The sequence below is a fragment of the Cupriavidus mimosae genome (assembly GCF_023952485.1).
Lineage (GTDB): Bacteria > Pseudomonadota > Gammaproteobacteria > Burkholderiales > Burkholderiaceae > Cupriavidus > Cupriavidus taiwanensis_C.
The window spans coordinates 716253-742040 of record NZ_JALHRY010000001.1 but is presented as its reverse complement, the minus strand read 5'-3'; the positions used below and the strand labels follow the sequence as shown (position 1 = coordinate 742040).

At 70.0% G+C, this 25788-nt stretch carries 21 protein-coding genes; 18 read left to right on the top strand and 3 right to left on the bottom strand.

Annotated elements, in window-relative coordinates:
- Positions 1-56: 56 nt before the first annotated feature.
- The gene (locus MKD50_RS03220) at positions 57-905 is read right to left on the bottom strand and encodes an IclR family transcriptional regulator (protein WP_371925269.1); all 849 of its coding nucleotides are present in this window, start codon (positions 903-905) and stop codon (positions 57-59) included.
- 333 nt (positions 906-1238) lie between these two features.
- Here MKD50_RS03220 and MKD50_RS03215 point away from each other — a divergent pair, with 333 nt between their 5' ends.
- From MKD50_RS03215 to pdeM, 8 genes are all read left to right on the top strand, one after another.
- Positions 1239-2675, top strand: a complete 1437-nt coding sequence (locus MKD50_RS03215) for an amino acid permease (RefSeq protein WP_115701432.1) — start codon at positions 1239-1241, stop codon at positions 2673-2675.
- Positions 2676-2806: 131 nt separating this feature from the next.
- Entirely contained in the window at positions 2807-4369 is a 1563-nt protein-coding gene (gene pdxR, locus MKD50_RS03210; RefSeq protein WP_115701435.1) for a MocR-like pyridoxine biosynthesis transcription factor PdxR, read from the top strand.
- A 140-nt stretch (positions 4370-4509) separates the two neighbouring features.
- On the top strand, positions 4510-4911 hold the full coding sequence (locus tag MKD50_RS03205; protein WP_115701438.1) for a nuclear transport factor 2 family protein: 402 nt from the start codon (positions 4510-4512) through the stop codon (positions 4909-4911).
- A 16-nt stretch (positions 4912-4927) separates the two neighbouring features.
- Positions 4928-6373: an NAD(P)/FAD-dependent oxidoreductase gene (locus MKD50_RS03200; protein WP_240070926.1), complete on the top strand. Its 1446-nt coding sequence runs from the start codon at positions 4928-4930 to the stop codon at positions 6371-6373.
- A 285-nt stretch (positions 6374-6658) separates the two neighbouring features.
- On the top strand, positions 6659-7762 hold the full coding sequence (locus MKD50_RS03195; RefSeq protein ID WP_256503200.1) for a ligase-associated DNA damage response exonuclease: 1104 nt from the start codon (positions 6659-6661) through the stop codon (positions 7760-7762).
- Complete coding sequence (locus MKD50_RS03190) at positions 7759-9432, top strand: ATP-dependent DNA ligase (protein WP_240070928.1); 1674 nt, start codon at positions 7759-7761, stop codon at positions 9430-9432. The genes MKD50_RS03195 and MKD50_RS03190 overlap by 4 nt, the downstream gene beginning before the upstream one ends.
- Positions 9429-12137, top strand: a complete 2709-nt coding sequence (locus MKD50_RS03185; RefSeq protein ID WP_197716309.1) for a ligase-associated DNA damage response DEXH box helicase — start codon at positions 9429-9431, stop codon at positions 12135-12137. The genes MKD50_RS03190 and MKD50_RS03185 overlap by 4 nt, the downstream gene beginning before the upstream one ends.
- Positions 12134-12853 carry a ligase-associated DNA damage response endonuclease PdeM gene (pdeM, locus tag MKD50_RS03180; RefSeq protein ID WP_115701449.1) on the top strand — a complete coding sequence of 240 codons (720 nt, stop codon included), beginning with the start codon at positions 12134-12136 and terminating at the stop codon, positions 12851-12853. Before MKD50_RS03185 ends, pdeM begins: the two co-directional genes overlap by 4 nt.
- Here the strand turns inward: pdeM and MKD50_RS03175 are convergent.
- Positions 12838-13611: an SDR family NAD(P)-dependent oxidoreductase gene (locus tag MKD50_RS03175; protein ID WP_252666356.1), complete on the bottom strand. Its 774-nt coding sequence runs from the start codon at positions 13609-13611 to the stop codon at positions 12838-12840. The genes pdeM and MKD50_RS03175 overlap by 16 nt on opposite strands.
- Before the next feature lie 529 nt (positions 13612-14140).
- Positions 14141-15058 (bottom strand): helix-turn-helix transcriptional regulator, encoded by a 918-nt coding sequence (locus tag MKD50_RS03170; RefSeq protein ID WP_252666355.1) that lies wholly within the window; start codon positions 15056-15058, stop codon positions 14141-14143.
- A 436-nt stretch (positions 15059-15494) separates the two neighbouring features.
- On the opposite strand from MKD50_RS03170, the gene MKD50_RS03165 reads away from it, so the two are divergent.
- The 10 genes from MKD50_RS03165 (at position 15495) to MKD50_RS03120 (ending at position 25758) form a co-directional block, all read left to right on the top strand.
- Positions 15495-16028, top strand: coding sequence for a (2Fe-2S)-binding protein (locus MKD50_RS03165; RefSeq protein ID WP_252666354.1), 534 nt, complete (start codon positions 15495-15497; stop codon positions 16026-16028).
- Positions 16025-17002 carry an FAD binding domain-containing protein gene (locus MKD50_RS03160; protein ID WP_116314631.1) on the top strand — a complete coding sequence of 326 codons (978 nt, stop codon included), beginning with the start codon at positions 16025-16027 and terminating at the stop codon, positions 17000-17002. The genes MKD50_RS03165 and MKD50_RS03160 overlap by 4 nt, the downstream gene beginning before the upstream one ends.
- On the top strand, positions 16999-19110 hold the full coding sequence (locus MKD50_RS03155; RefSeq protein ID WP_252666353.1) for a xanthine dehydrogenase family protein molybdopterin-binding subunit: 2112 nt from the start codon (positions 16999-17001) through the stop codon (positions 19108-19110). Before MKD50_RS03160 ends, MKD50_RS03155 begins: the two co-directional genes overlap by 4 nt.
- 69 nt (positions 19111-19179) lie before the next feature.
- On the top strand, positions 19180-20109 hold the full coding sequence (locus tag MKD50_RS03150; protein WP_252666352.1) for a LysR family transcriptional regulator: 930 nt from the start codon (positions 19180-19182) through the stop codon (positions 20107-20109).
- A gap of 250 nt (positions 20110-20359) precedes the next feature.
- A complete protein-coding gene (locus MKD50_RS03145; protein ID WP_115701465.1) occupies positions 20360-20713 on the top strand; it encodes a Zn-ribbon domain-containing OB-fold protein in 354 nt (117 codons plus the stop codon).
- Positions 20714-20742: 29 nt separating this feature from the next.
- Positions 20743-21888, top strand: a complete 1146-nt coding sequence (locus MKD50_RS03140) for a thiolase family protein (RefSeq protein WP_252666351.1) — start codon at positions 20743-20745, stop codon at positions 21886-21888.
- 1 nt (position 21889) lies between these two features.
- Positions 21890-22654, top strand: coding sequence for an SDR family oxidoreductase (locus MKD50_RS03135; RefSeq protein WP_115701471.1), 765 nt, complete (start codon positions 21890-21892; stop codon positions 22652-22654).
- A 10-nt stretch (positions 22655-22664) separates the two neighbouring features.
- The gene (locus MKD50_RS03130) at positions 22665-23468 is read left to right on the top strand and encodes an enoyl-CoA hydratase/isomerase family protein (protein WP_115701474.1); all 804 of its coding nucleotides are present in this window, start codon (positions 22665-22667) and stop codon (positions 23466-23468) included.
- A 32-nt stretch (positions 23469-23500) separates the two neighbouring features.
- Positions 23501-24484 carry a tripartite tricarboxylate transporter substrate binding protein gene (locus tag MKD50_RS03125; protein ID WP_252666350.1) on the top strand — a complete coding sequence of 328 codons (984 nt, stop codon included), beginning with the start codon at positions 23501-23503 and terminating at the stop codon, positions 24482-24484.
- Positions 24481-25758 carry a CaiB/BaiF CoA transferase family protein gene (locus MKD50_RS03120; protein ID WP_252666349.1) on the top strand — a complete coding sequence of 426 codons (1278 nt, stop codon included), beginning with the start codon at positions 24481-24483 and terminating at the stop codon, positions 25756-25758. The genes MKD50_RS03125 and MKD50_RS03120 overlap by 4 nt, the downstream gene beginning before the upstream one ends.
- Positions 25759-25788: the final 30 nt, after the last annotated feature.

The following is a 25788-nucleotide window of genomic DNA, read 5'->3' as shown; positions in this document are numbered from 1 at the left end:
ATGCCATGCCATCGGCACGGCGGCAAGCGGAGCGGTGCCGCGTAACGCCGTGCCTGCTATTCGTCCTCTTCCGCGGCGTCCGCGGCCTCGGTGCCGCCCTGCCAGCTGCCCGCGCTGTCGGCCTCGATTGCCGCCAGCGCCGCCGCCGCCCGCTGCAGCGCGGGCAGCAGCTGCACTGCCTTGTCGCGCGCCACCCGCATCACTGGTGCCTGCAGCGCCAGCCCCAGGTTGGACTTGCCGCCGTCGGCGGCCGGCACCAGCACGCCGATGCAGACCAGCCCCGGCAGGAATTCCTCGTCATCCATCGCGTAGCCGTCGCGCTTCACCCGCTCCAGTTCCGCCTCCAGCTGGCCATGGTCGGTCAGCGTGTTCTGCGTGTAGCGTTCCAGCTCCACGTTGCCCAGCAGCCGCTGCCGCTGCGCCGGCGCCAGCTGCGCCAGGAACAGCTTGCCGGTGGCCGAGCAGTGCGCCGGCACGCGCGAACCCGGATGCAGGTAGAAGCGCAGCGGCGCCGCGGTCTCGACGCGATCCAGGTACAGCACCTCGCCGCCGGAGAACGCGGTCAGGTTGCAGCTCTCGCCCACCTCTTCCACCAGCCGGCGCAGCACCATGTGGCGCGCGCCGTGAGAGGTGCTGTTGAGCAAGAGGTTCTCCGCCAGCCGGCGCAGCCGCAGGCCGGTGCCGTATTGCCGCCCGTCGCCGTTGCGCTGGATCAGTCCGGCCGCCTCGAGCTGCTGCAGCATGCGATGCAGCGTGGGCTTGGGCAGGCCGGTTTCTTCCACCAGCGCCTGCAGGTTGAAGGACTGGTCCTTCTCCGCGATGACTTCGAGCAGGCCGAACAAGCGCAGTGCCGGCGTGTCTCCGTCCGGCCTGGCGTCACTTTTGGCGAGGCGTATATCGTTCATGCCTGGCTCCATCATAGGTAAGTTTCATTTTCAGAGTCAAATCATATCAATTATCGAAACTTCTGGTTGACCTTCCTCCGCGAACGGCCTACATTCCGGTTAAACAATAATTTTTCGGAACTTCTGGTTCCACTTTTTAAGCGAACGCCGGAGACAAGTCACATGTACGGATAGGCCATCCTCTCCCGGGATTGCAAATACTGAACGACCACGGCCCCAGGCTGGCATTTACTGCCCCGCCACCTATACCGAAGAGAAGCCGTGGCGCCTGCCTTAATCGCTGGACTGGCTGCAATGCAGTACCGACAGCAAGCGCAGCACAGGAGACACAACATGATCCAACAATCACCGTCCGGCAACGGACTATCCCACGGCCTCAAGCAACGCCACATGACCATGATCGCGCTTGGCGGCGTGATCGGCGCGGGGCTCTTTGTCGGCAGCGGCGTCGTCATCAAGTCGGCCGGCCCGGCCGCGGTCGTTTCCTTCCTGATCACCGGCCTGCTGGTGGTGCTGGTGATGCGCATGCTGGGCGAGATGGCCTGCGCCATGCCCGGCAGCGGCGGCTTCTACGAGTATGCACGCGAAGCGTGGCGCGATCGGCCCGCGGTGGGCAACCTGGCCGGCTTCCTGACCGGGTGGATGTACTGGTACTTCTGGGTCATCGTGGTGGCGCTGGAAGCGGTGGCGGGCGCGGACCTGGTGCGCTACTGGCTGCCGGACGTGCCCAACTGGATCATCAGCCTGGTGCTGCTGGTGATGCTGACCCTGACCAACCTGGTATCGGTCAAGTCCTTCGGCGAGTTCGAGTTCTGGTTCGCCTCGATCAAGGTGGCGGCAATCATGGTGTTCCTGTTCGTCGCCGGCGTCTACGTGCTGGGCCTGGCGCCCGGGTCGCACGGCATGGAGGTGGCCAACCTCACCGCCAACGGCGGCTTCATGCCCAACGGCATCGTGCCGGTGCTGACCGGCGCGGTGGCAGCCACCGGCTTCTACTTCGGCGCCGAGATCGTCACCATCGCCGCCGCCGAAACCGCCGAGCCGCAGAAGGCCGTGGCCAAGGCCACCAGCTCGGTGATCACGCGCGTGCTGGTGTTCTATGTCGGTTCGATCCTGCTGGTGGTCTGCCTGGTGCCGTGGAACTCCACCAGCATCGCCACCCCTTACGTCAGCGCGCTGAACGTGATGGGCGTGCCGGCGGCCGCGCAGATCATGAACGCGATCGTGCTGACCGCGGTGCTGTCGGCGCTCAACTCGGGCCTGTACGCGTCCTCGCGCATGCTGTTTGCGCTGACGCGTCGCGGCGACGCGCCGCAGTCGCTGGCCCGCGTCAGCCGCAACGGCGTGCCGGTGCGCGCCATCCTGGTGGCGACGCTGTTCGGCTACGGCGCGGTGGTGATGTCCTATGTCTCGCCCGATACGGTGTTCGCCTTCCTGGTGAATTCGTACGGCACGGTGGCGATCTTCGTCTACATCCTGATTGCGATCTCGCAGCTGCGCCTGCGTTCGCGGCTGGAGCGCGAGGCCCCCGGCCAGCTGCGGGTGCGCATGTGGTGCTATCCGTATCTCACCTATGTCGCGATCCTGGGCATGCTCGGCATCGTGGTGGCGATGGCCTTCATTCCCGACCAGCGCACGCCCCTGGCGCTGGGCGTGGTGAGCCTGGCGCTGCTGCTGGTGGCCTATGCCACGCGCCAGCTGTTTCGGCGTGGCGTGGATCCCGTAGTGCCGCTGGCGGAACTGCCGCGCCGCGACCTGCACAAGTATTGAAGCGCAATCAAGGCGCAAGGAAGCGCCGATGGCTGGCGTCGAGATGCCAGAAGCAACTGAACCATGACTGACGGGGCGCGCCGGTGCGGTATGCTGGCGCGCTTCGCCGTTCAGGAAACGCCCCCTGTCCCATGAGCCTGAAGTCTCCCACCACCCTCTGGTCGCAGCTGTTCCAGCAGCATGTGCATTCGGGCCTGAGCCTGCAGGGCAAGATCCGGCAGATGCTGGTCTCGGCCATCCTTGACGAGCAGCTGCCGCAAGGCGAGCCGCTGCCCAGCAGCCGCGAGCTGTCGGCGCAGCTGCGGGTGGCGCGCAATACGGTGGTGCTGGCCTACCAGCAGCTGGTCGACGAGGGCTACCTGGTCGCGCGCGAGCGCAGCGGCTACTTCGTCAACCCGGAGATCCTCGGCACCCGCGTCAGCGGCGTGGCCTCGCTGCGCGGCGAACCGGTGCCGGCGCGCGCCGGCGAGCCCGACTGGGAGCGGCGCTTCGTGTTCCGTCCCACGCAGCAGCGCAATATCGTCAAGCGCGCCAACTGGCGCGACTATCCCTACCCTTTTATCTACGGCCAGTACGACCCGGCGCTGTTCCCCACCGCGGACTGGCGCGAATGCTGCCTGAAGGCGCTGAGCGTGCTCGACATCCACGACTGGGCTCAGGACATGATCCTGCGCGACGACGAGTCGCTGGTGCAGCAGATCCGCACCCGTGTGCTGCCGCGCCGCGGAGTCTGGGCCGGCACCGACGAAATCGTGATCACCGTGGGCGCGCAGCAGGCGCTTTACCTGCTGGCCGACCTGCTGGTCAGCCCCGACACGCCGGTGGGCATCGAGGACCCCGGCTATCCGGACGCGCGCAACATCTTCGGCTCGCACACGTCGAACCTGGTGCCGCTGCCGGTCGATGACCACGGCCTGACGCTGTCCGACGCGCAGCGCGCCTGCGACTACGTCTACGTGACCCCCGGCCACCAGTGCCCGACCACCGTCACCATGCCGCTGGCGCGCCGCCAGGCGCTGCTGCGGCAGGCCGAGGAAGCGGACTTCGTGCTGATCGAGGACGACTACGAGGCCGAGAGCCGCTTCGAGGGCGATCCCACGCCCACGCTCAAGAGCCTGGACCGCAGCAACCGCGTGATCTACGTCGGCAGCCTGTCCAAGAGCCTGGCGCCGGGGCTGCGCATCGGCTACATCGTCGGCCCCGCCGCGCTGATTGCGGAGCTGCGCGGCGCGCGCCGGCTGATGCTGCGGCACCCGTCGGCGTACATCCAGCGCGCGTTCTCGCTGTTCCTGTCGCTCGGCCACTATGACGCGCACCTGCGCCGGCTCGCCGCCGCGCACCGGGAGCGCGCCGAAGCGGTGCTGGCGGCGCTGGCCACGCATATGCCGGATTTCCGCGCGGTGCCGATCGCCGGCGGCGCCTCCTGCTGGATTGAAGGACCGCCCTGGCTCGACGCCGATGCGCTGGCACGGCTGGCGGAGTTGCAGGGCGTGCTGATCGAGCCCGGCAGCGTCTTCTTCATGGCCGAGCCCGCGCCGCGCAATGGCTTCCGGCTGGGCTACTCGTCGATCTCGCTGGACCGCATCGAGCCCGGCATCCGCGTGCTGGCCGGCGTCGCGCGTGAACTGCAGGCCACCGCCGGCAGCGCAACGGCCCCCGCCGCCGTCACTTCGCGGGCCCGCCCCGCCGCCTGAGCGGGACTGCGGCCGCGCTGGCGCCGCTGGCCCAAGCGATAGTCCCGAACTGGCGCTACAGCGCCACGGCCGGTTTCCCTATCCTCGAGTCATGGCCGGTTCCCGACGGACCGGCACACAACACTCACGGAGACCAAGCCATGTCCAAGGACAACACCGCCGCCGGCATCGAACTGCTGCAAGCCTTCAACGACGCCTGGAACCGCCACGACATCGACGCGCTGATGGCCTGCATGGCCGATGACTGCGTGTTCCACGGCGTCGCCGGCCCCGACCTGCTGGGCCGCAGCTTCGTCGGCCGCGAGGCGGTGCGCGAAGGCTTCCAGCTGGCCTGGCAGACCTTCCCTGATGCGCAATGGGTAGATGGCGACCACTTCGTCGTCGGCGACCGCGGCGTCAGCGAATCCACCTTCCGCGGCACCCGCGCCGATGGCGCCCGCGTCGAGGCGCGCATGGTCGACGTGTTCACCTTCCGCGGCGGCAAGATCGCGGTGAAGAACGCCTACCGCAAGGACCGCCCGCCGGTGGTGGCCGCAGCCTGAAGCGAGGAGACGCGCCATGCAAGCCGTAGCCCCCCGCAGCAGCCTCCTGGCCGGCGAGCAGTCGACCGCCCCGACCCGGCCGTACGACCCCGCCTACGACCCGCTGCACACCCCCACGCCCGGCCATGGCCGGGAATACGCGCCCACCTACTGGATCGGCACCGCGGGCGAGCCGCCCGCCGACGACGGTCCGATCACGCACGACATCGACGTCGACGTGGCCATCATCGGCTCGGGCTTCACCGGCCTGACCTGCGCCATCTTCCTGGCGCAGGAATACGGCATCAAGGCCACCGTGCTCGAGGCCAACCGCGTCAGCTGGGGCTGCAGCACGCGCAATGGCGGCCAGGCGCAATGCGCGTCGGGGCGACTCAAGCGCTCGCAGTGGATCCAGCGCTACGGCCTCGATACTGCGCTGCGCCTGCACCAGGAGGTCTGCGACGGCATGGAGACCTTCAAGGGCCTGATCAAGGACATCGACTGCGATCCGCAGCCCGGCGGCCACCTGTATATCGCGCACCGCGACAAGGTAATGCCCGGGCTGGAGAAGGAAGCCAAGATCCTGCGCGAGGTGTTCAACTACGACGCGCGCATCCTCGATGCCGACACCGTGCGGCGCGAATACGTCGACGACAAGGAAGCCGCGGGCGCCATGCACGAGCCCGAGGGCATCGGCATCCATGCCGGCAAGCTCGCCTTCGGCTACCTGCGCCGCGCGCGCGCGCTCGGCGCCAAGGTGCATCCGTCCAGCCCGGTGACGGGCTGGGAAACGCGCAATGGCGTGCACTACCTGCGCACCCCGGGCGGCATCGTGCGCGCCCGCGCCGTCGGCGTGGCCACCGGCGGCTACACCTCGCAATCGCTGCACCGCGAGCTGAAGAACCGGCTGTTTCCGATCCTGTCGAACTCCATCGTCACGCGCCCGCTCAGCGCCGACGAACTGGCCGCGTGCAACTTCCGCACCACGCAGGTCATCACCGACACCCGCATCCTGCGCCACTACTACCGGCTCATGCCCGACGGTCGCCTGCAGATCGGCAGCCGCAGCGCCATCACCGGCAACGACGCGCCGCAGGACCAGTACAAGCAGAAGCTGATCGCCGACATGCACCGCAAATTCCCCGCGCTGCAGGGCATCCAGATCGACTACTCCTGGTGGGGCTGGGTCGACGTCAGCCACGACATGATGCCGCGCATCACCCAGCCCGACCCGGCGCAGTCGATCTACTACGCCATGGGCTACGGCGGCAACGGCGTGATGTACTCCGCCCAGGCGGGCAAGCGCCTGGCCGCGCTGATCGCCGGCAAATCGTCAGCGCTGCCGGAACTGCCGATCTTCGGCTCGCCGCTGCCGTTCCCCAATGTGCGCGAAATGGTGGAATCGCAGATGTTCGCGCCGTTCCGGCGGTTGGGGCAGCGGGTGCTGTATCACTGGTATCACCTCAAGGACGACGTGCTGTAAGCAGTCTGGCGCTGCCGGCTGAAAGCGCACGCCATCCCTGCCACCGACCTTCGAACTCCCGATTGCGTACTCCCTCTCCCGCTTGCGGGAGAGGGAAGCACACCGTCAGCCGCGTTGCGTTGAATCGGTTGCGTCAAGCGCGCCCCCGCTTGTCAGACCCCCACCGACACCCTAACCAGCCCCCACCGCCTCCACACCCGGCAGCGCCGCGCAGTATGATGCCCAGGTCTCCCTCCGCGGGAGCATCGCGGCCACGCAGCGGCCGCAGTGCATCAGGAGGCACGCTTGGACACGACCCGGCAGCTCCCAGATTCCGCCCGCCCCGGCGACCTTATCGTCGCCCGGCCGCAAGGCCTCTATTGCCCGCCCGGCGATTTCTACATCGATCCGTGGCGCCCGGTCGAGCGCGCCGTCATTACCCACGCCCACTCCGACCACGCCCGCTTCGGCCATGCGCACTACCTGTGCGCGGCGCCCGGCCGCGGCGTGCTGCTGGCGCGGCTGCCCGGCATCCAACTCGATACCCTGCGCTACGGCGAACGCATCACCCACCACGGCGTCACGCTGAGCCTGCATCCGGCCGGGCACGTGCTGGGCTCCGCGCAGGTGCGGCTGGAGCATGGCGGGCAGGTCTGGGTGGCCTCTGGCGACTACAAGCTGGAAGCCGACGGCACCTGCGACCCGTTCGAGCCGGTGCCCTGCGACACCTTCATCACCGAAAGCACGTTCGGCCTGCCGATCTACCGCTGGCCGCCGCAGGCGACGCTGATGGCCGAGATCTTCGACTGGTGGCAGGCCAATGCCCGTGCCGGGCGCGCCAGCGTCGTCTACGCCTATACCTTCGGCAAGGCGCAGCGCATCCTGCATGGCCTGCTGCGGCATGCCGGCGCCGATGGCATGCCCGGCCCGGTGATCGTGCATGGCGCGCTGACGCAGCTCAACGCCGCCTATGCCGAGGCTGGCGTCGCGCTGCCGCCCACGGCGCTGGTCTCGGAACTGCCGGCGCGCAGCCCGCTGCTGCGCCAGGCGCTGGTGGTGGCGCCGCCGTCGGCGCAGCGCTCGCCGTGGCTGCGGCGTTTCGGCGATGCCTCCGACGCCTTCGCCAGCGGCTGGATGCAGCTGCGCGGCACGCGCCGGCGGCGCGGCGTGGACCGCGGCTTTGCGCTGTCCGACCATGCCGACTGGCCCGGACTGCTGCAGGCGATCAGCGCCACCGGCGCCGCACGCATCATCGTGACCCACGGCAACGTGCCGGTGATGGTGCGCTATCTGGGCGAGCGCGGCTGGCAGGCGCAGGCCTTCGACACCGAGTACGGCGACGACGATGAAGCCGCGCGCCCGGACCCGGCGGTGTCCGCCGAAGCGGGCCAGGAAGAGGCCGCGCCATGAAGGCCTTTGCCGACCTCTACGCCGCGCTCGACGGCACCACGTCGACCAAGGCCCGGCTGGCCGCGCTGGTCGAATACCTGCGCGTCGCGCCGCCCGGGGATGCCGCCTGGGCCGTCTACTTCCTCGCCGGCGGCAAGCCGCGCCAGATCGTGCCGGTATCGCTGCTACGCGACCTCGCACGGCAGGCCGCCGACCTGCCCGACTGGCTGTTCGAGGAAAGCTACCAGGCGGTCGGCGATCTCGCCGAAACCATCGCGCTGCTGCTGCCGGACCCGCGCGATGCCGACCACGCCGGCCTGGCCGAATGGGTCGAGCAGCGCCTGCTGCCGCTGCGCGGGCTGCCGCCGGAAGCGCTGCTGCCGCGGCTCGATGCGCTGTGGCGCCCGCTCGATGCGCATGGCCGGCTGGTGCTGTTCAAGCTGATCACCGGCGCCTTCCGCGTGGGCGTGTCGCGCCTGCTGGTCACGCGCGCGCTGGGCGAGGTGGCCGGCATCGACCCCAAGCGCGTGGCCGAGCGCATGGTCGGCTACACCGACCTGTCGGCGCGGCCCGACGCGGCGCGCTTGCTGGCCCTGCTGGCGCCCGAGGACGAGGACGACCGCGCGCTGCGCGCCGGCGGCCAGCCGTATCCGTTCTTCCTGGCCCACCCGCTGCAGGTGCCGGCCGAGCAGTTCGACAGCGTGCTGGGCGCGCCCGGCGCGTGGCTGGTGGAATGGAAGTGGGACGGCATCCGCGCCCAGCTGGTGCGGCGTGGCGGCCAGACCTGGCTGTGGTCGCGCGGCGAGGAACTGATCACCGAGCGCTTCCCGGAACTGCAGCAGGCCGCCGCGACGTTGCCGGACGGCACCGTGCTCGATGGCGAGATCGTGATCTGGCAGCAGGGGCGCGTGCAGCCGTTCGCGCTGCTGCAGCAGCGCATCGGCCGCAAGACGCTGAGCGCCAGGCTGCTGCGCGAAGCACCCGCCATCCTGATGGCGTACGACCTGCTCGAGTGGCAGGGCGAGGACTGGCGTAGCCGCCCGCAAGCCGAGCGCCGCGCGCGCCTGGAACAGGTAGTCGCCGCGCACGTCCACCCGGCGCTGGAACTGAGTCCACTGGTCGACGCCGACAGCTGGGAACACTATGCCCGCCTGCGCGACGCCTCGCGCGAGCTGGGCGTGGAGGGCTTCATGCTGAAGGCCGCCGGCGCGGCCTATGGCGCGGGCCGCACCAAGGATGTCGGGGTCTGGTGGAAGTGGAAGATCGACCCGTACTCGGTCGATGCCGTGCTGGTCTACGCGCAGCGCGGCCACGGCCGCCGCGCCAGCCTCTATACCGATTTCACCTTCGCTGTCTGGAACGGCGCGCCCGGTACGCCGGGCCGCGCGCTGGTGCCCTTCGCCAAGGCCTATTCCGGGCTGACCGATGCCGAGATGCGCGCGGTCGACGCCATCGTCCGCCGCACCACGGTCGAGAAGTTCGGTCCGGTGCGCAGCGTGGAGCCGACCCAGGTGTTCGAGCTCGGCTTCGAAGGCATTGCCCGCAGCGGCCGCCACAAGAGCGGCATCGCGGTGCGCTTTCCGCGCATGCTGCGCTGGCGCACCGACAAGCCGATCGACGAGGCCGACACGCTGGCCACGCTCGAAGCGATGCTGCCGGTCCCCGGCGCGGCGCGGGAGGATGCGGCATGAACCCGCCGCGCGGCGCGCGCCAGCGGACGTCTCCTGTCATCGACCCGGCCCCGCCTGCGCTGACCGTGGCGCAGGGCATGCAGGCGCTGTTCGACGCGCGCGGCTGGCAGCCCTTCGCCTTCCAGCGCGAAGTCTGGACCGCGATCGCGCGCGGCCAGAGCGGCCTGCTGCATGCCACCACCGGCACCGGCAAGACCTATGCGGCATGGCTGGGCGCGCTGATGGCGTTCGCCACGCCACGCACGGCCCTGTCGCAAGACAAGCCTGCGCCGCCGCTGACCGTGCTGTGGCTGACGCCGATGCGCGCGCTGGCGGCCGACACCACGCGCGCGCTGCAGGCGCCGCTGGCCGAGCTGGACCTCGACTGGACCGTCGCGCTGCGCACCGGCGATACCGGCAGCGCCGAGCGCGCGGCGCAGCAGCGGCGCTTGCCGACCGCACTGGTGACCACGCCCGAAAGCCTGACGCTGATGCTGACCCGCGCCGACGCGCACGACACCCTGCGGCGCGTGCGCATGGTCGTGGTCGACGAATGGCACGAGCTGCTCGGCAACAAGCGCGGCGTGCAGGTGCAGCTGGCGCTGGCGCGGCTGCGGCAATGGCAGCCCGCGCTGATGGTATGGGGGCTGTCGGCCACGCTCGGCAACCTGCCGCACGCGGCCGACGTGCTGCTGAGCGGCGTACCTGATGAGCGACGCGTGCTGGTGCACGGCCATACGCCGAAGACCCTGGTGATCGATACCCTGCTGCCCGACAACGCCAGCCGCTTCCCGTTTGCCGGCCACCTGGGCCTGTCGATGCTGCCGCACGTGGTCGAAGAACTGGCGCACGGCGGCACCACGCTGGTGTTCCTCAATACGCGCTCGCAGGCCGAGCTGTGGTACCAGGCGCTGCTCGACGCGCGCCCGGACTGGGCGGGCGAGATTGCCTTGCACCACGGCTCGCTCGACCGCGCGGTGCGCGAATGGGTAGAGCTGAACCTGAAGAACGGCGCGCTGCGCGCGGTGGTGTGCACCTCCAGCCTGGACCTTGGCGTCGACTTCCTGCCGGTGGAGCGCGTGCTGCAGGTCGGATCGCCCAAGGGGGTGGCGCGCCTGCTGCAGCGCGCGGGGCGCTCCGGCCATGCGCCCGGCCGCGCCTCGCGCGTGACGGTGGTGCCCACGCACAGCCTGGAACTGGTCGAGGCCGTGGCCGCGCGGCATGCGGTGCAGGCCGGCCGGATCGAGGCGCGCGAGTCGCCCGACAAACCGCTCGACGTGCTGGTGCAGCACTTGGTCACGGTGGCGCTGGGCGGCGGCTTCCGGCCCGAAGCGTTACTGGCCGAGGTGCGCTCCGCCTGGGCCTACCGCGGCCTGACCGGCGAGGAATGGCAGTGGTGCCTCGACTTCGTGCGCCAGGGTGGCGCCACGCTGACGGCGTACCCGGATTTCCGCCGCGCGGTGCCCGACGACGCAGGCGTCTGGCGCGTGCCGGACGCGGGGCTGGCGCGGCGCCACCGCATGAGCGTGGGCACCATCGTCAGCGATGCCACCATGCAGGTGCGCTACTGGAGCCGCGCGGGCAGCGGCGGCGCCTCGCTGGGGTCGGTGGAAGAAGGCTTTATCGCGCGGCTCGCACCCGGCGACTGCTTCCTGTTCGGCGGCCGGCTGCTGGAACTGGTGCGGGTGCAGGAGATGACCGCCTTCGTGCGCCGCGCGACCGGCCGGCGCCCGGTAGTGCCGCGCTGGAACGGCGGCAAGATGCCGATGTCGACCGAGCTGGCCGAGGCCGTGATCGACACGCTCGCCGCCGCCGCGGCGGGCCGGCTGGATCCGCGCGACACCCCAGAGCTGCCGCTGATCCAGCCACTGGTCGACCTGCAGGCTCAGTGGTCGGCGCTGCCCTCGCGCCACACGCTGCTGGCCGAATCGCTGCATTCACGCGAGGGCTGGCACCTGTTCCTCTATCCGTTCGCCGGACGCTCCGTGCACCTTGGCCTGGGCAGCCTGCTGGCATGGCGGCTGGGACAACAGGTGCCGGCCACGTTCTCGGTGGCGGTCAACGACTACGGGCTGGAACTGCTGGCGTCGGCGCCGGTGGACTGGGCCCGCTGGCTGCCGCAGGTTCTCGCCGACGAGCGACGGCGCGACCTGGCCGCCGACGTGCTGGGCAGCCTGAATGCGGGCGAACTGTCGTTGCGGCGTTTCCGCGAGATCGCGCGCATCGCCGGGCTGATCTTCCAGGGCTACCCCGGCGCGCCCAAGAGCGCGCGCCAGCTGCAGGCATCGTCCAGCCTGTTCTACGAGGTCTTTCGCAAGCACGACCCGGGCAACCTGCTGCTGGGCCAGGCCGAACGCGAAGTGCTGATGCAGGAGCTGGACGCGCACCGGCTCGCCGCGACGCTGGAGCGGCTGTCCGCGCTGAAGCTTGACCTGCACGCGCTGAAGCGGCCCACGCCGATGTCGTTCCCCCTGGTGGTGGAATTCCTGCGCGAGAAGCTCAGCACCGAGAAGCTCGCCGACCGCATCGCGCGGATGCTGGCCGACCTCGAACTGGCGGCCGGGCCCGAGCCCGGCGAAGCCGCGGGCATGCCAGCCGAGGTGATGGCCGATGCCGTGGCCGAAGCCGCGCGCTTCGGCATGGCCGACCATGCCGGCCCGTCTGCCCGCACCGCGCGCCGGCCCCGACGCCCGCGCAAGCCGTCGAAGCCGCTGCCGCTGCTATGAGCCCCGACGCCCGCACCTTGCAGCAGGGTGGCGCGATGGCGGTGTCGGCCGCCGGCGAAACGCTGTGGCTGCTGCCCGAACATGCGCTGTGGTGGCAGGCGGCCGGCATGCTGATGGTGGCCGACGTCCACTTCGGCAAGGCCGCGGCGTTCCGCGCGCTGGGGCAGCCGGTGCCGCACGGCACCACCAGCGACAACCTCGCCGTGCTGACCCGGCTGGTGCAGCAGCTGCCGGTCGATGAACTGGTCTTCCTCGGCGACTTCCTGCACGCGCGCGCGTCGCGCACGCCAGCGGTGCTGCAGGCGTTGTACGACTGGCGCCAGGATTTGCCGCCGCGGTTGCGCTGCACGCTCGTGCGTGGCAACCACGACGCGCGCGCCGGCGATCCGCCCGCGTCGCTCGGCATTGCCGTGGTGTCCGAACCCGCGTTAGCGGGCCCGTTCGCGCTATGCCATATGCCCGGCACGTCGACGCTGGGCTATGTGCTGGCGGGCCACCTGCACCCGGCCTGCCGGCTGCGCGGCAGCGGCGCCGACAGCCTGCGCCTGCCCTGCTTCCTGTTCGGGCCGCGCGGCGCCATCCTGCCTGCGTTCGGCGCCTTCACCGGCCATGCCACGGTGCGGCCGCAGTCCGACGAGCGCGCCTATGTGGTCGGCGGCGGCAGGGTCTGGCCGGTCGGCCCCTGGCGTCAGAACAGCGGTCAGAACAGCGTATAGCCGCCGTCGATGACGAAGGTATCGCCGGTGTGGTAGGCCGAGGCCGGGCTCATCAGGTAGACCGCGATGCCGGCGAAGTCGCTGCCCTCGCCCCAGCGGCGCATCGGCACGCGCTTGTGCACCATCTCCTGGAAGGCATCGTTGCCCTGCGCCGCGCTGGTCATCTCGGTCTTGATCCAGCCCGGCAGGATCGAATGGGCGCGGATGCCCTTGCGCGCATACTCGACCGCGAGTCCGCGCATCATCGAGATCACGCCGCCCTTGGTGGCGGCGTAGTGCTCGGCGCGCGGCGCGCCTTCGATGGCGGCGACCGAGGCCGTGCTGCACAGCACGCCGCCCTCGCCCTGCGCCAGCATCTGCCGCACCGCCGCGCGCAGCGTGAAGAAGGCGCCGTCCAGGTTGACGCGCAAGGTCCGGCGCCAGGCCTCGGTCTCGAGCTGGTCGAACGGTGCCTTGCTGCCGCTGCCCACGCCGGCGTTGGCAAAGCAGCCGTCCATGCGGCCCAGCGCCGCCACCGTGCGCGCCATCGCGGCATCGACCGCCCGCTCGTCGCCCACGTCGCAAAGCTCCGTATGCACCTTGCGCCCGTGCCGGCCCAGCCGGTCCGCCGCGGCGGCGTTCTTGTCCGCGTTGGTGCCCCAGATCGCGATATCGGCGCCGGCGGCGGCCAGTCCTTCGGCAATGCCCAGGCCGATGCCGCCGTTACCGCCGGTCACCAGTGCCACCTTGCCGGTCAGGTCGAACGGATGCGTGCTCATGTCTGTCTCCTCGGATGGTTTGTCGCTGTCTTGGCCGAACATTGTTGGCAGGACACGCGCAAAAGCTCGTCGTCGGAACAGATGAAATTCCTAAGGGAAAGGGAAAAATCGGGCGTGGCGGTGCCACGCCGCACTGCAGCAAGGGCATCACGACGATGCCCGCGGTACGCGCACCGACAGTCGTGCCGGGGTCTTGCGCGGTACGCTATGCGATGTGGCCTAGCGCAAGCCGAAGAAGCTGAGTACCGCGAGAATGATGACTACGGCTCCAACAAGCCAGACGATATTCATGACAGCTCTCCTTGTCCCAAAGGTCCCGACGCGGCCTCAACCGACGCCTTGTGGCGGGTGGATGGTCGACCCGGTCACATGACTCTCGGGCCAGCGATATACCCATCGCTGTCAGTACCTCCCGCAACATTCGTGCCTTGAGTTGCCGGTGCATCGGGCGGCGCACCAGCGACCGTTGCAGGCGCCAGCACACGCCGCGTGCGCCACGAATCCACGGATTACAAGGATAGCCAGGGTCTTAATTACAAACGCATGACATCGCGGCCTGCGGCACTTGTGGCGGCTGTGGCGACGCATCCGCGCCAGGCGTGGTGCCGTATCTGAGCAGCTCGCCGGGCGTGCAGCCGAAATGCCGCTTGAAGCGCCGCCCCAGGTGCGACTGGTCGGAGAACCCCACCAGCGTGGCCACCAGCGCCAGCGGATAGTCGCCAGAGCGGATCATCTCGCGCGCGCGCAACAAGCGCACGCGCTCGACATACGCCATCGGCGTTTCACCCATGCTGCGCTTGAACATGCGCGCGAAATGGAAGCGGCTGACATTGGCGAGATCTGCCAGCGCCTGCAGCGTCACCACCTCCGGGGTGCCATGGATATAGTCCAGGACCCTGCTCAGCGCATGAGGCTGCAAGCCGCCGGGCGTCGGCGAGGCCCCCGGGTCGCCGACATTGAAGCGATGCACCAGATGGGCGGACAGCGCGCAGGACAGGGACTCGGCAATCAGCAGCTGCGCCGGATGCGCGGTGAGCTGGAGTTCTCGCGCGAGCGTGAAGATCAGGGTCTCGGCAAAGCCGTCGCGCACGCCAAAGCAGTTGCGCAACCGCTGGGTGCCGCGCGGCAGGCGCATGGTGGCATCGGCGGCTTCGTCCAGCAGGCTCGGTGGAACCCTGGCAATGACGATGGAGCCGGGCCGGTCCCAGCTCCAGCCGGACTCGACTTGCCGCGGATGCAGGCTGAGATTGCCGGGAAAGACGATGCTGCGATGGACCTGGCCCAGGCGCCGCTGCTCCAGCGAGGCATGTCCGGCCAGCCGCATCGCCAGCATGTCGTGGTCCAGCTCCGGCGACGACACCGCCCCGCCCGAGCGCCAGTGGTGGACCTGTACGGTGATGCCCGCCCACGGCCGTCCGCGGCTGCTGACATCGGGACTAAACGGCAACTCCGCATCGATTACGCCATGTCTGGTTGACGCTCGCATAGGCACTGAACCCCGCAAGGCCCAGGTCGGTAGCGTCGGGGCCAGGGCCACGTCCCCGCTGCGCATGGAAGCATATGAAGTTATCGGGGCGAAGTAAACCGGCCTGCACACGCCCGCAGCAAGCCCGGGTCGAAGACGCAAGAATCGTCCAGCGCAGCGCAACGTCATTCTATTTCGATGACCGCCTGTGGCGGTAGCGTTGCGATGACTGCCCGCCAGTCCGAAGTCGCCATGCACCCTTCGCTGACCGTGGCGACGGGACGCGCCCACCCTGCAGCAACTTGCAGAATGCGCCTCCGGTCGTTACCGCAGCGGATTGCTGAACGGGTGCAAGCCTGCAGAGCGTCCGTCCCCACCGGCTCAAATCCATCGGGCCCAGCAAAGAGGAATGTCAACCATGTCAAGTCCTGTTCGTTCCAACGGCACCCAGTCAGAGTCGGGCGATGCCGGCGGCTCGCCCCGCATGCCGCTGCGCATGACGATCAACGGCACGCCGCATCAGCTCGACATCGATCCGCGCGAATCCCTGCTCGACGTACTGCGCGAGCGCCTGGACCTCACCGGCGCGAAAAAGGGATGCAACCAGGGCGCATGCGGCGCCTGCACGGTGCTGGTGAACGGGCGCCGCATCAACAGCTGCCTGACCCTGGCCGCACTGTGCCACGACGCGCAGGTGCGCACCATCGAGGGCCTGTCGGCGCCCGGCGCTGCATTGCATCCGCTGCAGGCCGCGTTCATCGCGCACGACGGCTTCCAGTGCGGGTTCTGCACCGCCGGCCAGATCATGTCGGGCGTTGCCTGCCTCGACGAGGGCCATGCCTGCTCGGCCGACGAGGTGCGCTTCTGGATGAGCGGCAACATCTGCCGGTGCGGGGCGTACCCGGGCATCGTCGCCGCGATCGCCGAACTCGGGCAAAGGAAGCTGCCATGATTCCCTTCACCCTGCACAAGGCCGGCTCGGAAGCCGAAGCCCTGGCGGCCGCCGCTGCCGGCGCCCGCTTCATCGCCGGCGGCACCACGCTGGTGGACCTGATGCGCGAGCACGTGGAACAGCCCGCGCGCCTGGTGGACATCAACGCGCTGCCGCTGAACCATATCCGCGCGCAAGGCGACGAGCTGGTCATCGGCGCGCTGGCCCGCATGGCCGACGTGGCCGCGCATCCGGACGTGCTGCGGCTGCAGCCGGTGATCGCCGAAGCGCTGATCGAAGGCGCCTCGCCGCAATTGCGCAACATGGCCAGCATCGGCGGCAACCTGCTGCAGCGTGTGCGCTGTCCCTACTTCCGCATGCTCGACGCGGCCTGCAACAAGCGCGCGCCGGGCAGCGGCTGCGCGGCCGTCGACGGCCTGCACGCAGGCCATGCCATCCTGGGCACGAGCGCGCATTGCAGCGCCACGCACCCGTCCGACCTTGCGGTCGCGCTGGTGGCACTGGATGCGGTGGTCCAGGTACGCGGCCCGGACGGCGCGCGCCACATCGCCGTGGAAGACCTGTACCGGCTTCCCGGCACCACGCCGCATCTGGAGCACACCCTGGCGCCCGGCGAACTCATCGTCGAGGTCAGGGTTCCGGCGCTTTCGTGCGGGCGCACCGCGCGCTATCTGAAGGTGCGGGATCGGGCTTCTTATGAGTTTGCCCTGGTATCGGCCGCGGCGGCGTTCGAGCTCGGCGACGGCGTGATCCGCGCCGCCCGCCTTGCCTGCGGCGGGGTTGGCACGCGGCCATGGCGCATGCGCGCGGCCGAGCTGGCGCTGCAGGGCAAGCCGCCGACGCGCGCGAGCTTCGAGGCGGCGGCCTTGACCACGATTGCGGACGCCACGGCGCTGCCGGGCAACCGGTACAAGGTGGCCCTGCTGCAACGCACGGTGGTACGGGCCCTCGAACTGGCAGGAGAATGCAAATGAACACCAACCACATCGGCCAGCCGCACGCCCGCGTCGACGGCCGCGCCAAGGTCAGCGGCAGCGCGCAATACGCCGCCGACTTCAACCAGCCCGGACAGGCCTACGCCGTCATCGTCGGCGCCTCGATCGGACTGGGACGGCTGACGGAACTCGACACCGAAGCCGCGCAGCGCGTGCCCGGCGTGCTGGCGGTGCTGACCCACCAAAACACGCCAAAGCTGGCTTACGCGCCGCACAAGGGCTTTATCGATCCGGAGCATGGCGAGCGCCTGCACGTGCTGCAGGATGACCGCGTGCGCTTCTACGGCCAGCCGGTCGCCGTGGTCGTGGCACAGACGCTGGACCAGGCCGAGCACGCCGCCACCCTGCTGCGGATCGGCTATGCCGCGCAAACCCCGGTCTGCGACCCGCTCGACCTGCGCGCCGAAGCCGTGGTGCCGGAGGCGGGACGCGAGCCGGGGCCGCACGCAGCGGACCGCGTGCGCGGCGACCCCGACGCGGCACTTGCCGCCGCGGCCGTCAGCATCGATGTGCACTACGATGCCGCCCGCGAGAACCACGTGCCGATCGAGCCGAACGCCACCGTTGCCGCCTGGGAAGGCGAGCAGCTGACGCTCTGGAGCAAGAGCCAGTTCGTGGTCAACGAGCAGGCCGAGATTGCGGCGATCCTGGGCCTCCCGGCCGGGAACGTGCGCGTGGTCTGCCCGTTCATCGGCGGCGCGTTCGGCACCAGCCTGCGCACCTGGCCCCACGTCACGCTCGCGGCGGTGGCCGCGCGCGTGGTGGGCAGGCCGGTCAAGCTGGTGCTGTCGCGTCGGCAGACGTTTCATCTGGCGGGGCATCGACCGCGCACGGTACAGCGCGTGGCGCTGTCGTCCACGCCCGACGGACGGCTGACCGCCATCGTGCATGAAGGCAGCGGCGAAACCAGCCGCTACGAGCAGTTCGCCGAGGCGCTGACAGCGGTCACGCCGTTCCTCTATAGCTGCCCGAACGTGCGCACCCGCTACCGGCTGGTGCCACTGGACATCAGCACCCCCACGTATATGCGCGGCCCGGGCGAGGCCACCGGCATCTTTGCGCTGGAATGCGCGATGGATGAGCTGGCGCATGCGCTCGAGATGGATCCGCTCGAGCTGCGCCGGCGCAATGAGCCCGGGCTCGATGAAGGGATGCAGTTGCCGTTCTCGAGCCGTTCCATGCTGGCCTGCTACGAGCGCGGCGCCGATGCGTTCGGCTGGTCGCGCCGCACGCTCGCGCCCGGCTCGATGCGCGACGGCCGCCTGCGCATCGGCTGGGGCATGGCGTGCGCGAGCTACCCGGTGTTCCATGGCCAGGCCAGCGCGCGGGTGCGCCTGCTGGCCGACGGCACTGCCGAAGTCGAGGCCGCCGCCAGCGACATGGGGCCTGGCACCTATACCTCGATCACCCAGATCGCCGCGGAAACGCTGGCGCTGCCGCTGGAGCGCGTGCGCTTCAGCCTGGGCAACTCTGACTTTCCGCCAACCCCGCCGCATGGGGGCTCGATGACGCTGGCGTCGGTGGGCTCGGCGGTGCGCGCCGCCTGCATTGCGGCGCTGGACCAGCGCCGCAATGCGGGCCATGGCAGCGGCATCATCGAGGCCAGCGCCACCGCAGGACCGGATGCGGCGGTGCGCGGCCGGTTCTCCATGCACGCCTTTGGCGCGGTGTTCGTCGAAGTCGCGATCGATCCCGACGTCGGCACCATCCGGGTACGGCGTGTGGTTGGCGCCTATGGCGCGGGCCGCATCGTCAATCCGCGGCTGGCCGCCAGCCAGTGCACCGGCGGCATGGTCGGCGGCATCGGCATGGCGCTGATGGAGCGAACCGCGCTGGACCCGCGCGACGGCCGACCGGTGAATGCGCACATGGCGGACTACCTGGTGCCCGTCAACCTGGATATCCAGGGGCTGGAGGCGCATTTCGTCGACGAAGTCGATCCCCACGTCAATGAGCTGGGCGTCAAGGGACTCGGTGAGATCGCGCTGGTGGGCGTCGCCCCGGCCATCGCCAATGCCGTCTTCCACGCCACCGGAAAACGCGTGCGGGAGCTGCCGATCCGCATCGAGCACCTGGTGGAGCACTAGTGGCCTGGCTGCCTGGGTGGTCATGACTGGCGCTATGATGGGCACATTCCCAACCTCTGGTTGCCAGTCATGGACAAGGCCCGGGTCCTCACCCTCTTCCTCGGCGTGGTGCGCGCAGGCAGCTTCCGGCGTGCCGCGGTCGAGGCCGGTGTCACGCCGCAGGCGGCGAGCAAGGCGGTGCTCACGCTCGAGGCGCACCTGGGCGTGCGCCTGCTGCACCGGACCACGCGCAAGCTCAGCCTGACCGAGGAAGGCGCGCGGCTGTTCGAACTGACCGCGCCCGGCATGCGCCAGCTCGACGAAGCGCTCGAGCAGGTCCGTGCCAGCCGCGGCGACGACGACGGCCTGATCCGCCTGACCGCGCCGCCGTCGCTCGGCAGCCGCGTGCTGGTGCCGCTGGTCAAGGGCTTCCGCGACCAGCATCCCGGCATCGGCTTCGATGTAGTGCTGAGCGACCTCTTCACCGACCTGGTCGAAGCCAGGATCGACGTGGGCTTCCGCGTCGGCACCAGCCCCGGCCAGAACCTGGTGGCGCGGCGCCTGTGCGACCTGCCGCTGGTGATCTGCGCCGCGCCGGAGTACCTGGCGCGGCACGGCGAGCCGGCCACGCTCGACGACCTGCTGCGGCACCAGTGCACCGGCTTCCGCCGACCCGCCACCGGCCGCATGGTGCCGTGGGAACTGCAGGTGGACGGCAACCTGGTGTACCAGGAGCTGCCGGCCGTGGCCAGCTTCAACGACGTGGAAACCGAGGTCGAGGCGGTCCGCGCCGGCATCGGCATCGGCCAGCTGCCCGCCTACATGGTCCATGCCGACCTGGTCAGCGGACGGCTCAGGGCAATCCTGACCGGATACAGCAGCAGCCAGGTCGGGCTGTACATGTACTACCCGCACCGCAGCCAGATGCCGGTGCGGGTCCGGCGCTTCATCGATTTCGTGGTGGCGGCCTCGCGCGGCGCGGAGCAGTCGTTGTCGCGGTTGGTGGGGGTGGCGGACTAGGACGGTCCGTCACCAGCTGGTGCCACGGCGCCCGCAGCGGGCGCCGTTATCCTCCGCGCGCCTTAGCGGCCGGCAGCGCCCGCTGCTGGCTTGACTCCCCTTCCCCTCTACGCCCCTTTCCCTCGCCTTTTCCTTCCCTTCCGCTGGACTTTAACTTGACTTTTCCTCAAGCGAAAGCGCCTGAAATATCGTTTGTCGCGCGGCCCGCCGGCGACAACCATTACACCAGGCCCAACCGCAGGAGACAGCCATGTCAGACCAGCCCTATCCGCTCTGGAGCGCGGAACCCGTCCCCCATCTGCTTGCCTCGCGCGAGCGCGCCACCGGCGCCTGGATCTTTCCGGCGCTGCCCGCCGACTCGCCGCTGGCCGAGGGCCATGAGGCCGTCGCCATCGCCGGCACGGGCACGCTCTACAGCTATACCGTGATCCACCCCGCGCCCAAGACCGGGCAGCCGCCGTACGCGCTCGGCTATGTCGATTTCGTCGGGCCGGTGCGCATCTTCGGCCGCCTGCTGGGCGCGGCGCGCCCGGTCATCGGTGCGCGCTACGCGCCGCGGCATGACGCCGAGCTTGGCTATGTGTTCGAAGCCGTCCCGGCCTGAACGATCGAGAGAAGGAAAAGGTAAGCACCATGCAGGACATCTACATCCACGGCGGCGCGATGACGCCGTTCGGCCGCCATCCCGGCGTGCTGGCGCCGGAACTGGCGCAACAGGCCATCCTGAAGGCGCTGGCCGACGCCGACGTGCCGGCCGGCCGCATCCAGGCGGTCTACTGCGCCAACGTGCTGGGCGGCATGATCCTCGGCCAGCTCATCGTGCGCGACCTGGGGCTCAAGGGCATCCCGGTCTACAACGTCGAGAACGCCTGCGCCAGCGGCGCCACCGGCGTGCACCTGGCGCGGCACGCGCTGCTGGCCGGGCAATACGACACGGTGCTGGTGTTCGGCATCGAGCAGCTCACGGCGCTCGGCGGCGGCACCATCCCGTTGCAGCGCAACGACCACAAGACCGAGCTCTATGCCAGGTCCGGCATGGTGCTGCCCGCGGTCTATGCGATGCGCGGCACGCGCTTCCTGTACGAGCGCGACGCCCGGCCGGCCGACCTGGCCGAGGTTGCGGTCAAGAACCGCCAGCACGGGTCGCTCAACCCGTACGCGCAGCAGCGCAACACCACCACGGTCGAAGAAGTGCTGGCCTCGCGCATGATCGCCGACCCGCTGACGCTGCTGCAATGCTGTCCGTCGCAGGTCGATGGCGCCGCCGCGCTGGTGCTAAGCACGCACCGCCCGGCGCAGGCGCGGCCGGTGAAGGTGCTGTCGTCGGTGGTGGTCTCGGGCATGCGCGAAGAGGCCGACGACGACATCCTCGATGCCGAGATCACCGCGCGCGCCGCGCGCCAGGCCTACGTGCAGGCCGGACTCGGGCCGCAGGACGTCGACGTGGTCGAATTGCACGACGCCTTCACCATCGCCGAGCTGCTCTACTACGAAGCCCTCGGCCTGGCGCCGCGCGGCGAGGCCGTGGCCCTGCTCAGGTCCGGCGCCACGCGCCTGGGCGGGCGCGTGCCGGTCAACCCCAGCGGCGGGCTGCTGGCCAAGGGCCATCCGCTGGGCGCCACCGGCGTGGCGCAGATGGTCGAGATCCTGTGGCAGCTGCAGGGCCGCGCCGGCGCACGCCAGGTGGCGCAGGCCCGCATCGGCCTGACGCAATGCACCGGCGGCGGCATCGCGGGCGTGGACCACGCCGCCTCGTCCGTCCACCTGCTGGGAGTCTGAGATGCGCACACAAAGCTTCGATCCCGCGCACGTGGCGGTGGTGACCGGTGCCGCGCGCGGCATCGGCCTGGGCATCGCCACGCAGCTGGCGCGCCAGGGCCTGGCGGTGGCCTTGCTCGACCGCGACGCGGCCGCGCTCGATGCCGCCGTCGGCGCGCTGGTTGCCGAGGGCTTCGATGCCTTCGGCGCCAGTGCCGACCTGACCGACTCGGCCGCCGTCAACGACGCCTTCGCCCAGGTGCTCGCACGCACTGGCCGCGTCGACTACCTGGTCAACAACGCCGGCGCGGTGCGCGACATGCGCTTCCTGAAGATGAGCGACGAAGACTGGGACCTGGTCGTCGACACCAACCTGCGCTCGCAATTCCTGTGCTGCCGCGCGGCGCTGCCCGGCATGGTCGAGCGCGGCTACGGGCGCGTGGTCAATATCTCGTCGCGCGCGTGGCTGGGCGGCTTCGGGCAGGCCAACTATGCCGCGGCCAAGGGCGGCGTGGTCAGCCTGACGCGTTCGCTGGCGATCGAGTTCGCGGCCAAGGGCATCACCGTCAACGCGGTGGCGCCGGGCATCGTCGATACCCCGCTGTTCCGCGGCTTCGCCGCGGACGTGCAGGCCAGGCTGCAGAAATCGGTGCCGGTGCAGCGCATCGGCACCGCCGACGATATCGCCAATGCGGTCAGCTTCTTCCTTGACCCACGCGCATCGTATGTGACCGGGCAGGTGCTCTATGTCTGCGGCGGGCGCAGCCTGTCGTCGCCCAGCGTATAAGGAGGCCGCCATGACTGTACGACTCCATCTCGAAGCCGCGGTCGCGGTGCTGACCATCGACCGGCCCGAGGCGCTCAATGCGCTGGACGTGCCCACCCTGCGCGAACTGCGCGACCACCTGGCCGAAGTGCGCGACCGCGACGACCTGCGCGTGGCAGTGCTGACCGGCGCCGGCACGCGCGCCTTCTGCGCGGGCGCGGACCTGAAAGGCACGCGCGAATCGCCTGCCAGCTACGCGCAAGCGCTGTTCCGTGCCCCGCAGCCGGCTGCCGACATGGGACTCTATATCCGCCTGATGGACCTGGCCGGCCTGGACCTGTGCAAGCCGCTGATCGCGGCGGTCAACGGCCACTGCCTCGGCGCGGGTCTGGAGCTGGCGCTGCAATGCGATGTGCGGATCGCATCGGCACAGGCGAGCTTCGGCCTGCCCGAAACGGCGGTCGGCTCGATTCCGGCGGTGTCGGGACTGCACCGGCTGCTGAAGGCCGTGCCCGCGGCGCATGCAATGCAGATGGTGTTGACCGGCGAGCGCATCGATGCGGAACACGCGGCCCGCATCGGGCTGGTCAGCGAGACGGTGGCGCCGGACCTATTGCTCGACCGCGCGCTGGCGATCGCCGCGCGCATCGCCGCCAATGCGCCGCTGGCGGTGCAGGCGGTCAAGCGGCTGTCGCGCCAGACCAGCCACCTTGGCGACGCCGACGCGCAGCAGCTCACCGAGCTCTACTGGGGCGTGCTGCGCGATACCGCCGACCGTACCGAGGGCCGACAGGCTTTCGCCGAGAAACGCCAGCCCCGTTTCACCGGGCGTTGAGCGTTCGAAATCCAATCGACAGGAGACAGACCATGACTGGCATGACCCGATTCGCACGCACGGCGCTCGCCGCCATGCTGGCCGCCACGGCGCTGGGCGCGGCGGCGCAGGCGCCCTTCCCCGCGCAGAAGCCGATCACGCTGGTGGTGCCGTTCGCCCCCGGCGGCGGCAACGATATCCTGGCGCGGCTGATCGCGCCCAAAATGGGCAAGCTGCTGGGCCAGACCATCGTGATCGAGAACAAGCCGGGCGCCGGCGGCAACCTCGGCACCGATTTCGTCGCTCACGCGGCACCCGATGGCTATACGCTGGTGATCGCCTCGAGCCAGGTCACGATGAACCCCTTTCTCGGCAGCAAGGTGCCTTTCAATATCGAGCGCGACTTCGCGCCGGTGGGGCGCATCGCCGCGGTGCCGATCATGCTGGTGGCCAATCCGGAGCAGCCGTTCCGCACCCTGCAGGACTTCATCCAGTACAGCCGCGCCAACCCCGGCAAGCTCAGCTACAGCAGCCCGGGCAACGGCACGCCGCAGCACCTGGCCGGCGAAGTCTTTGCCAAGCTCAATCGCACCGAACTGCTGCACATCCCGTATCGCGGCACCGGGCCATCGATCACCGACCTGATGGGTGGCCAGGTGCAGGTCTCGTTTGCAACCATTGCCTCGGCGATCCAGTATGTGCGCGCCGGCAAGCTGCGCGCGCTGGGCATTGCCGGCAACAAGCGCACGGCGCTGATGCCCGACCTGCCCACCTTTGCCGAGGCCGGCATAACAGGCTACGACGCCGAGCTGTGGTACAGCCTGCTGGCGCCGGCGCACACACCCGGCGCGGTGGTCGACAAGCTCAACGCCGCGCTGGCAGCCGCGCTGAAATCGCCCGACATCGCCGAGCAGATGGCCAGGCAAGGCTTCGAGCCGCAGGCCTCGTCGCCGGCCGAGCTGAAGGCCCATATCGGCAAGGACCTGGCGCGCTGGCAGCGGCTGATCCAGGACAACGGCATCAAGGTGGCGCTATGAACGCGCCCGCCCTTGCCGCCACGGCGCAACCCACGCTGCGCAACGCCCTGGACGGCCTGACCGTGATCGACTTCACGCAGATCGGCGCCGGGCCGACCTGCACCATGCTGCTGGCCGACATGGGCGCCAGGGTCATCAAGGTGGAGCCGCCCGGCGGCGAACTCGGCCGCGGCCTGGGCCCCGCATGGATCGGCGACGACAGTGCGCTGTTCCACGGTTTCAACCGCAACAAGCTGGGCGTGGCGCTCGACCTGAAGTCCGCCGACGGCGTGGCGGTGGCGCGCCGCCTGGTCGCGACCGCCGACATCGTGGTCGAGAGCATGCGTCCCGGCGTGATGGCGCGCCTCGGCCTCGATCATGCGCAACTGGCGGCCGACCATCCGCGGCTGATCTACTGCTCGATCTCGGCCTACGGCCAGCACGGACCCTATGCGCAGCGCGCCGGCGTCGACGGCATCCTGCAGGCCGATGCCGGCCTGATGAGCCTGACCGGCACGCCCGACGGCGAACCCTGCAAGGTGCAGGCGCCGGTGGTCGACGTCATGACCGGCTATGTGGCCAGCATGGGCGTGCTGGCCAAGCTGGCGCAGCGCGCGCGCGACGGTCTGGGCGGACATCTCGACGTCAGCCTGTTCAATGCGGCGCTGGCGCTGCAGCAGTCGTCCCTGACCAGCTATGGCGCCGACGGGCAGCTGCCGCAGCGCATCGGCAGCGCCGCCCCCTACTCCGCGCCCAACCAGGCCTTCCGGACCGCCGACGGCTGGATCATGGTGGCAGCCTACATGCCCGAGCGCTGGCGCCGGCTGTGCGATGTGCTAGGCCAGCCAGGCCTGGCCGACGACCCGCGCTTTGCTACCCCGGCGCTGCGCGTGGCCAATCGCGCCGCCATGGTGGCAGCGCTGAGCGCCGCGTTCGTGAAGCACACCACCGCGTGCTGGCTGGCGTTGCTGCACGAGGCCGACATCCTGTGCGCGCCGGTGGCGAACTACGAGCAGGTCCTGGCGCATCCGCAGTTGGCGGCCAACCGCATGATGCAAAGCGTGCAGCACGACACGCTGGGCGAGATCCGCATGCCGGGCTTCCCCATCAACAGCGTGCAGGAGAACGCGCTGCCGGCACGTCCGGCGCCGGCCCGCGGCCAGCATACCGAGGCCGTGCTGGCCGAGCTTGGCTACCGCCACGACGAGATTGCGGCCCTGGCGGCATCGGGCGCGGTCCACTGCGGCGTGCCGGCGGCGCGAAAGGCGGCCCCGCCGGTGACCGCCACCGCGTAAGCCTGCACCGCTTCAGCCCAGCGCTTCAGC

Coding starts and splice junctions, on each gene's coding strand:
- MKD50_RS03220 (WP_371925269.1), bottom strand. CDS start 905: ATGAACGATATACGCCTCGCCAAAAGTGACGCCAGGCCGGACGGAGAC.
- MKD50_RS03215 (WP_115701432.1), top strand. CDS start 1,239: ATGATCCAACAATCACCGTCCGGCAACGGACTATCCCACGGCCTCAAG.
- pdxR (WP_115701435.1), top strand. CDS start 2,807: ATGAGCCTGAAGTCTCCCACCACCCTCTGGTCGCAGCTGTTCCAGCAG.
- MKD50_RS03205 (WP_115701438.1), top strand. CDS start 4,510: ATGTCCAAGGACAACACCGCCGCCGGCATCGAACTGCTGCAAGCCTTC.
- MKD50_RS03200 (WP_240070926.1), top strand. CDS start 4,928: ATGCAAGCCGTAGCCCCCCGCAGCAGCCTCCTGGCCGGCGAGCAGTCG.
- MKD50_RS03190 (WP_240070928.1), top strand. CDS start 7,759: ATGAAGGCCTTTGCCGACCTCTACGCCGCGCTCGACGGCACCACGTCG.
- MKD50_RS03185 (WP_197716309.1), top strand. CDS start 9,429: ATGAACCCGCCGCGCGGCGCGCGCCAGCGGACGTCTCCTGTCATCGAC.
- pdeM (WP_115701449.1), top strand. CDS start 12,134: ATGAGCCCCGACGCCCGCACCTTGCAGCAGGGTGGCGCGATGGCGGTG.
- MKD50_RS03175 (WP_252666356.1), bottom strand. CDS start 13,611: ATGAGCACGCATCCGTTCGACCTGACCGGCAAGGTGGCACTGGTGACC.
- MKD50_RS03165 (WP_252666354.1), top strand. CDS start 15,495: ATGTCAAGTCCTGTTCGTTCCAACGGCACCCAGTCAGAGTCGGGCGAT.
- MKD50_RS03160 (WP_116314631.1), top strand. CDS start 16,025: ATGATTCCCTTCACCCTGCACAAGGCCGGCTCGGAAGCCGAAGCCCTG.
- MKD50_RS03155 (WP_252666353.1), top strand. CDS start 16,999: ATGAACACCAACCACATCGGCCAGCCGCACGCCCGCGTCGACGGCCGC.
- MKD50_RS03150 (WP_252666352.1), top strand. CDS start 19,180: ATGGACAAGGCCCGGGTCCTCACCCTCTTCCTCGGCGTGGTGCGCGCA.
- MKD50_RS03145 (WP_115701465.1), top strand. CDS start 20,360: ATGTCAGACCAGCCCTATCCGCTCTGGAGCGCGGAACCCGTCCCCCAT.
- MKD50_RS03140 (WP_252666351.1), top strand. CDS start 20,743: ATGCAGGACATCTACATCCACGGCGGCGCGATGACGCCGTTCGGCCGC.
- MKD50_RS03135 (WP_115701471.1), top strand. CDS start 21,890: ATGCGCACACAAAGCTTCGATCCCGCGCACGTGGCGGTGGTGACCGGT.
- MKD50_RS03130 (WP_115701474.1), top strand. CDS start 22,665: ATGACTGTACGACTCCATCTCGAAGCCGCGGTCGCGGTGCTGACCATC.
- MKD50_RS03125 (WP_252666350.1), top strand. CDS start 23,501: ATGACTGGCATGACCCGATTCGCACGCACGGCGCTCGCCGCCATGCTG.
- MKD50_RS03120 (WP_252666349.1), top strand. CDS start 24,481: ATGAACGCGCCCGCCCTTGCCGCCACGGCGCAACCCACGCTGCGCAAC.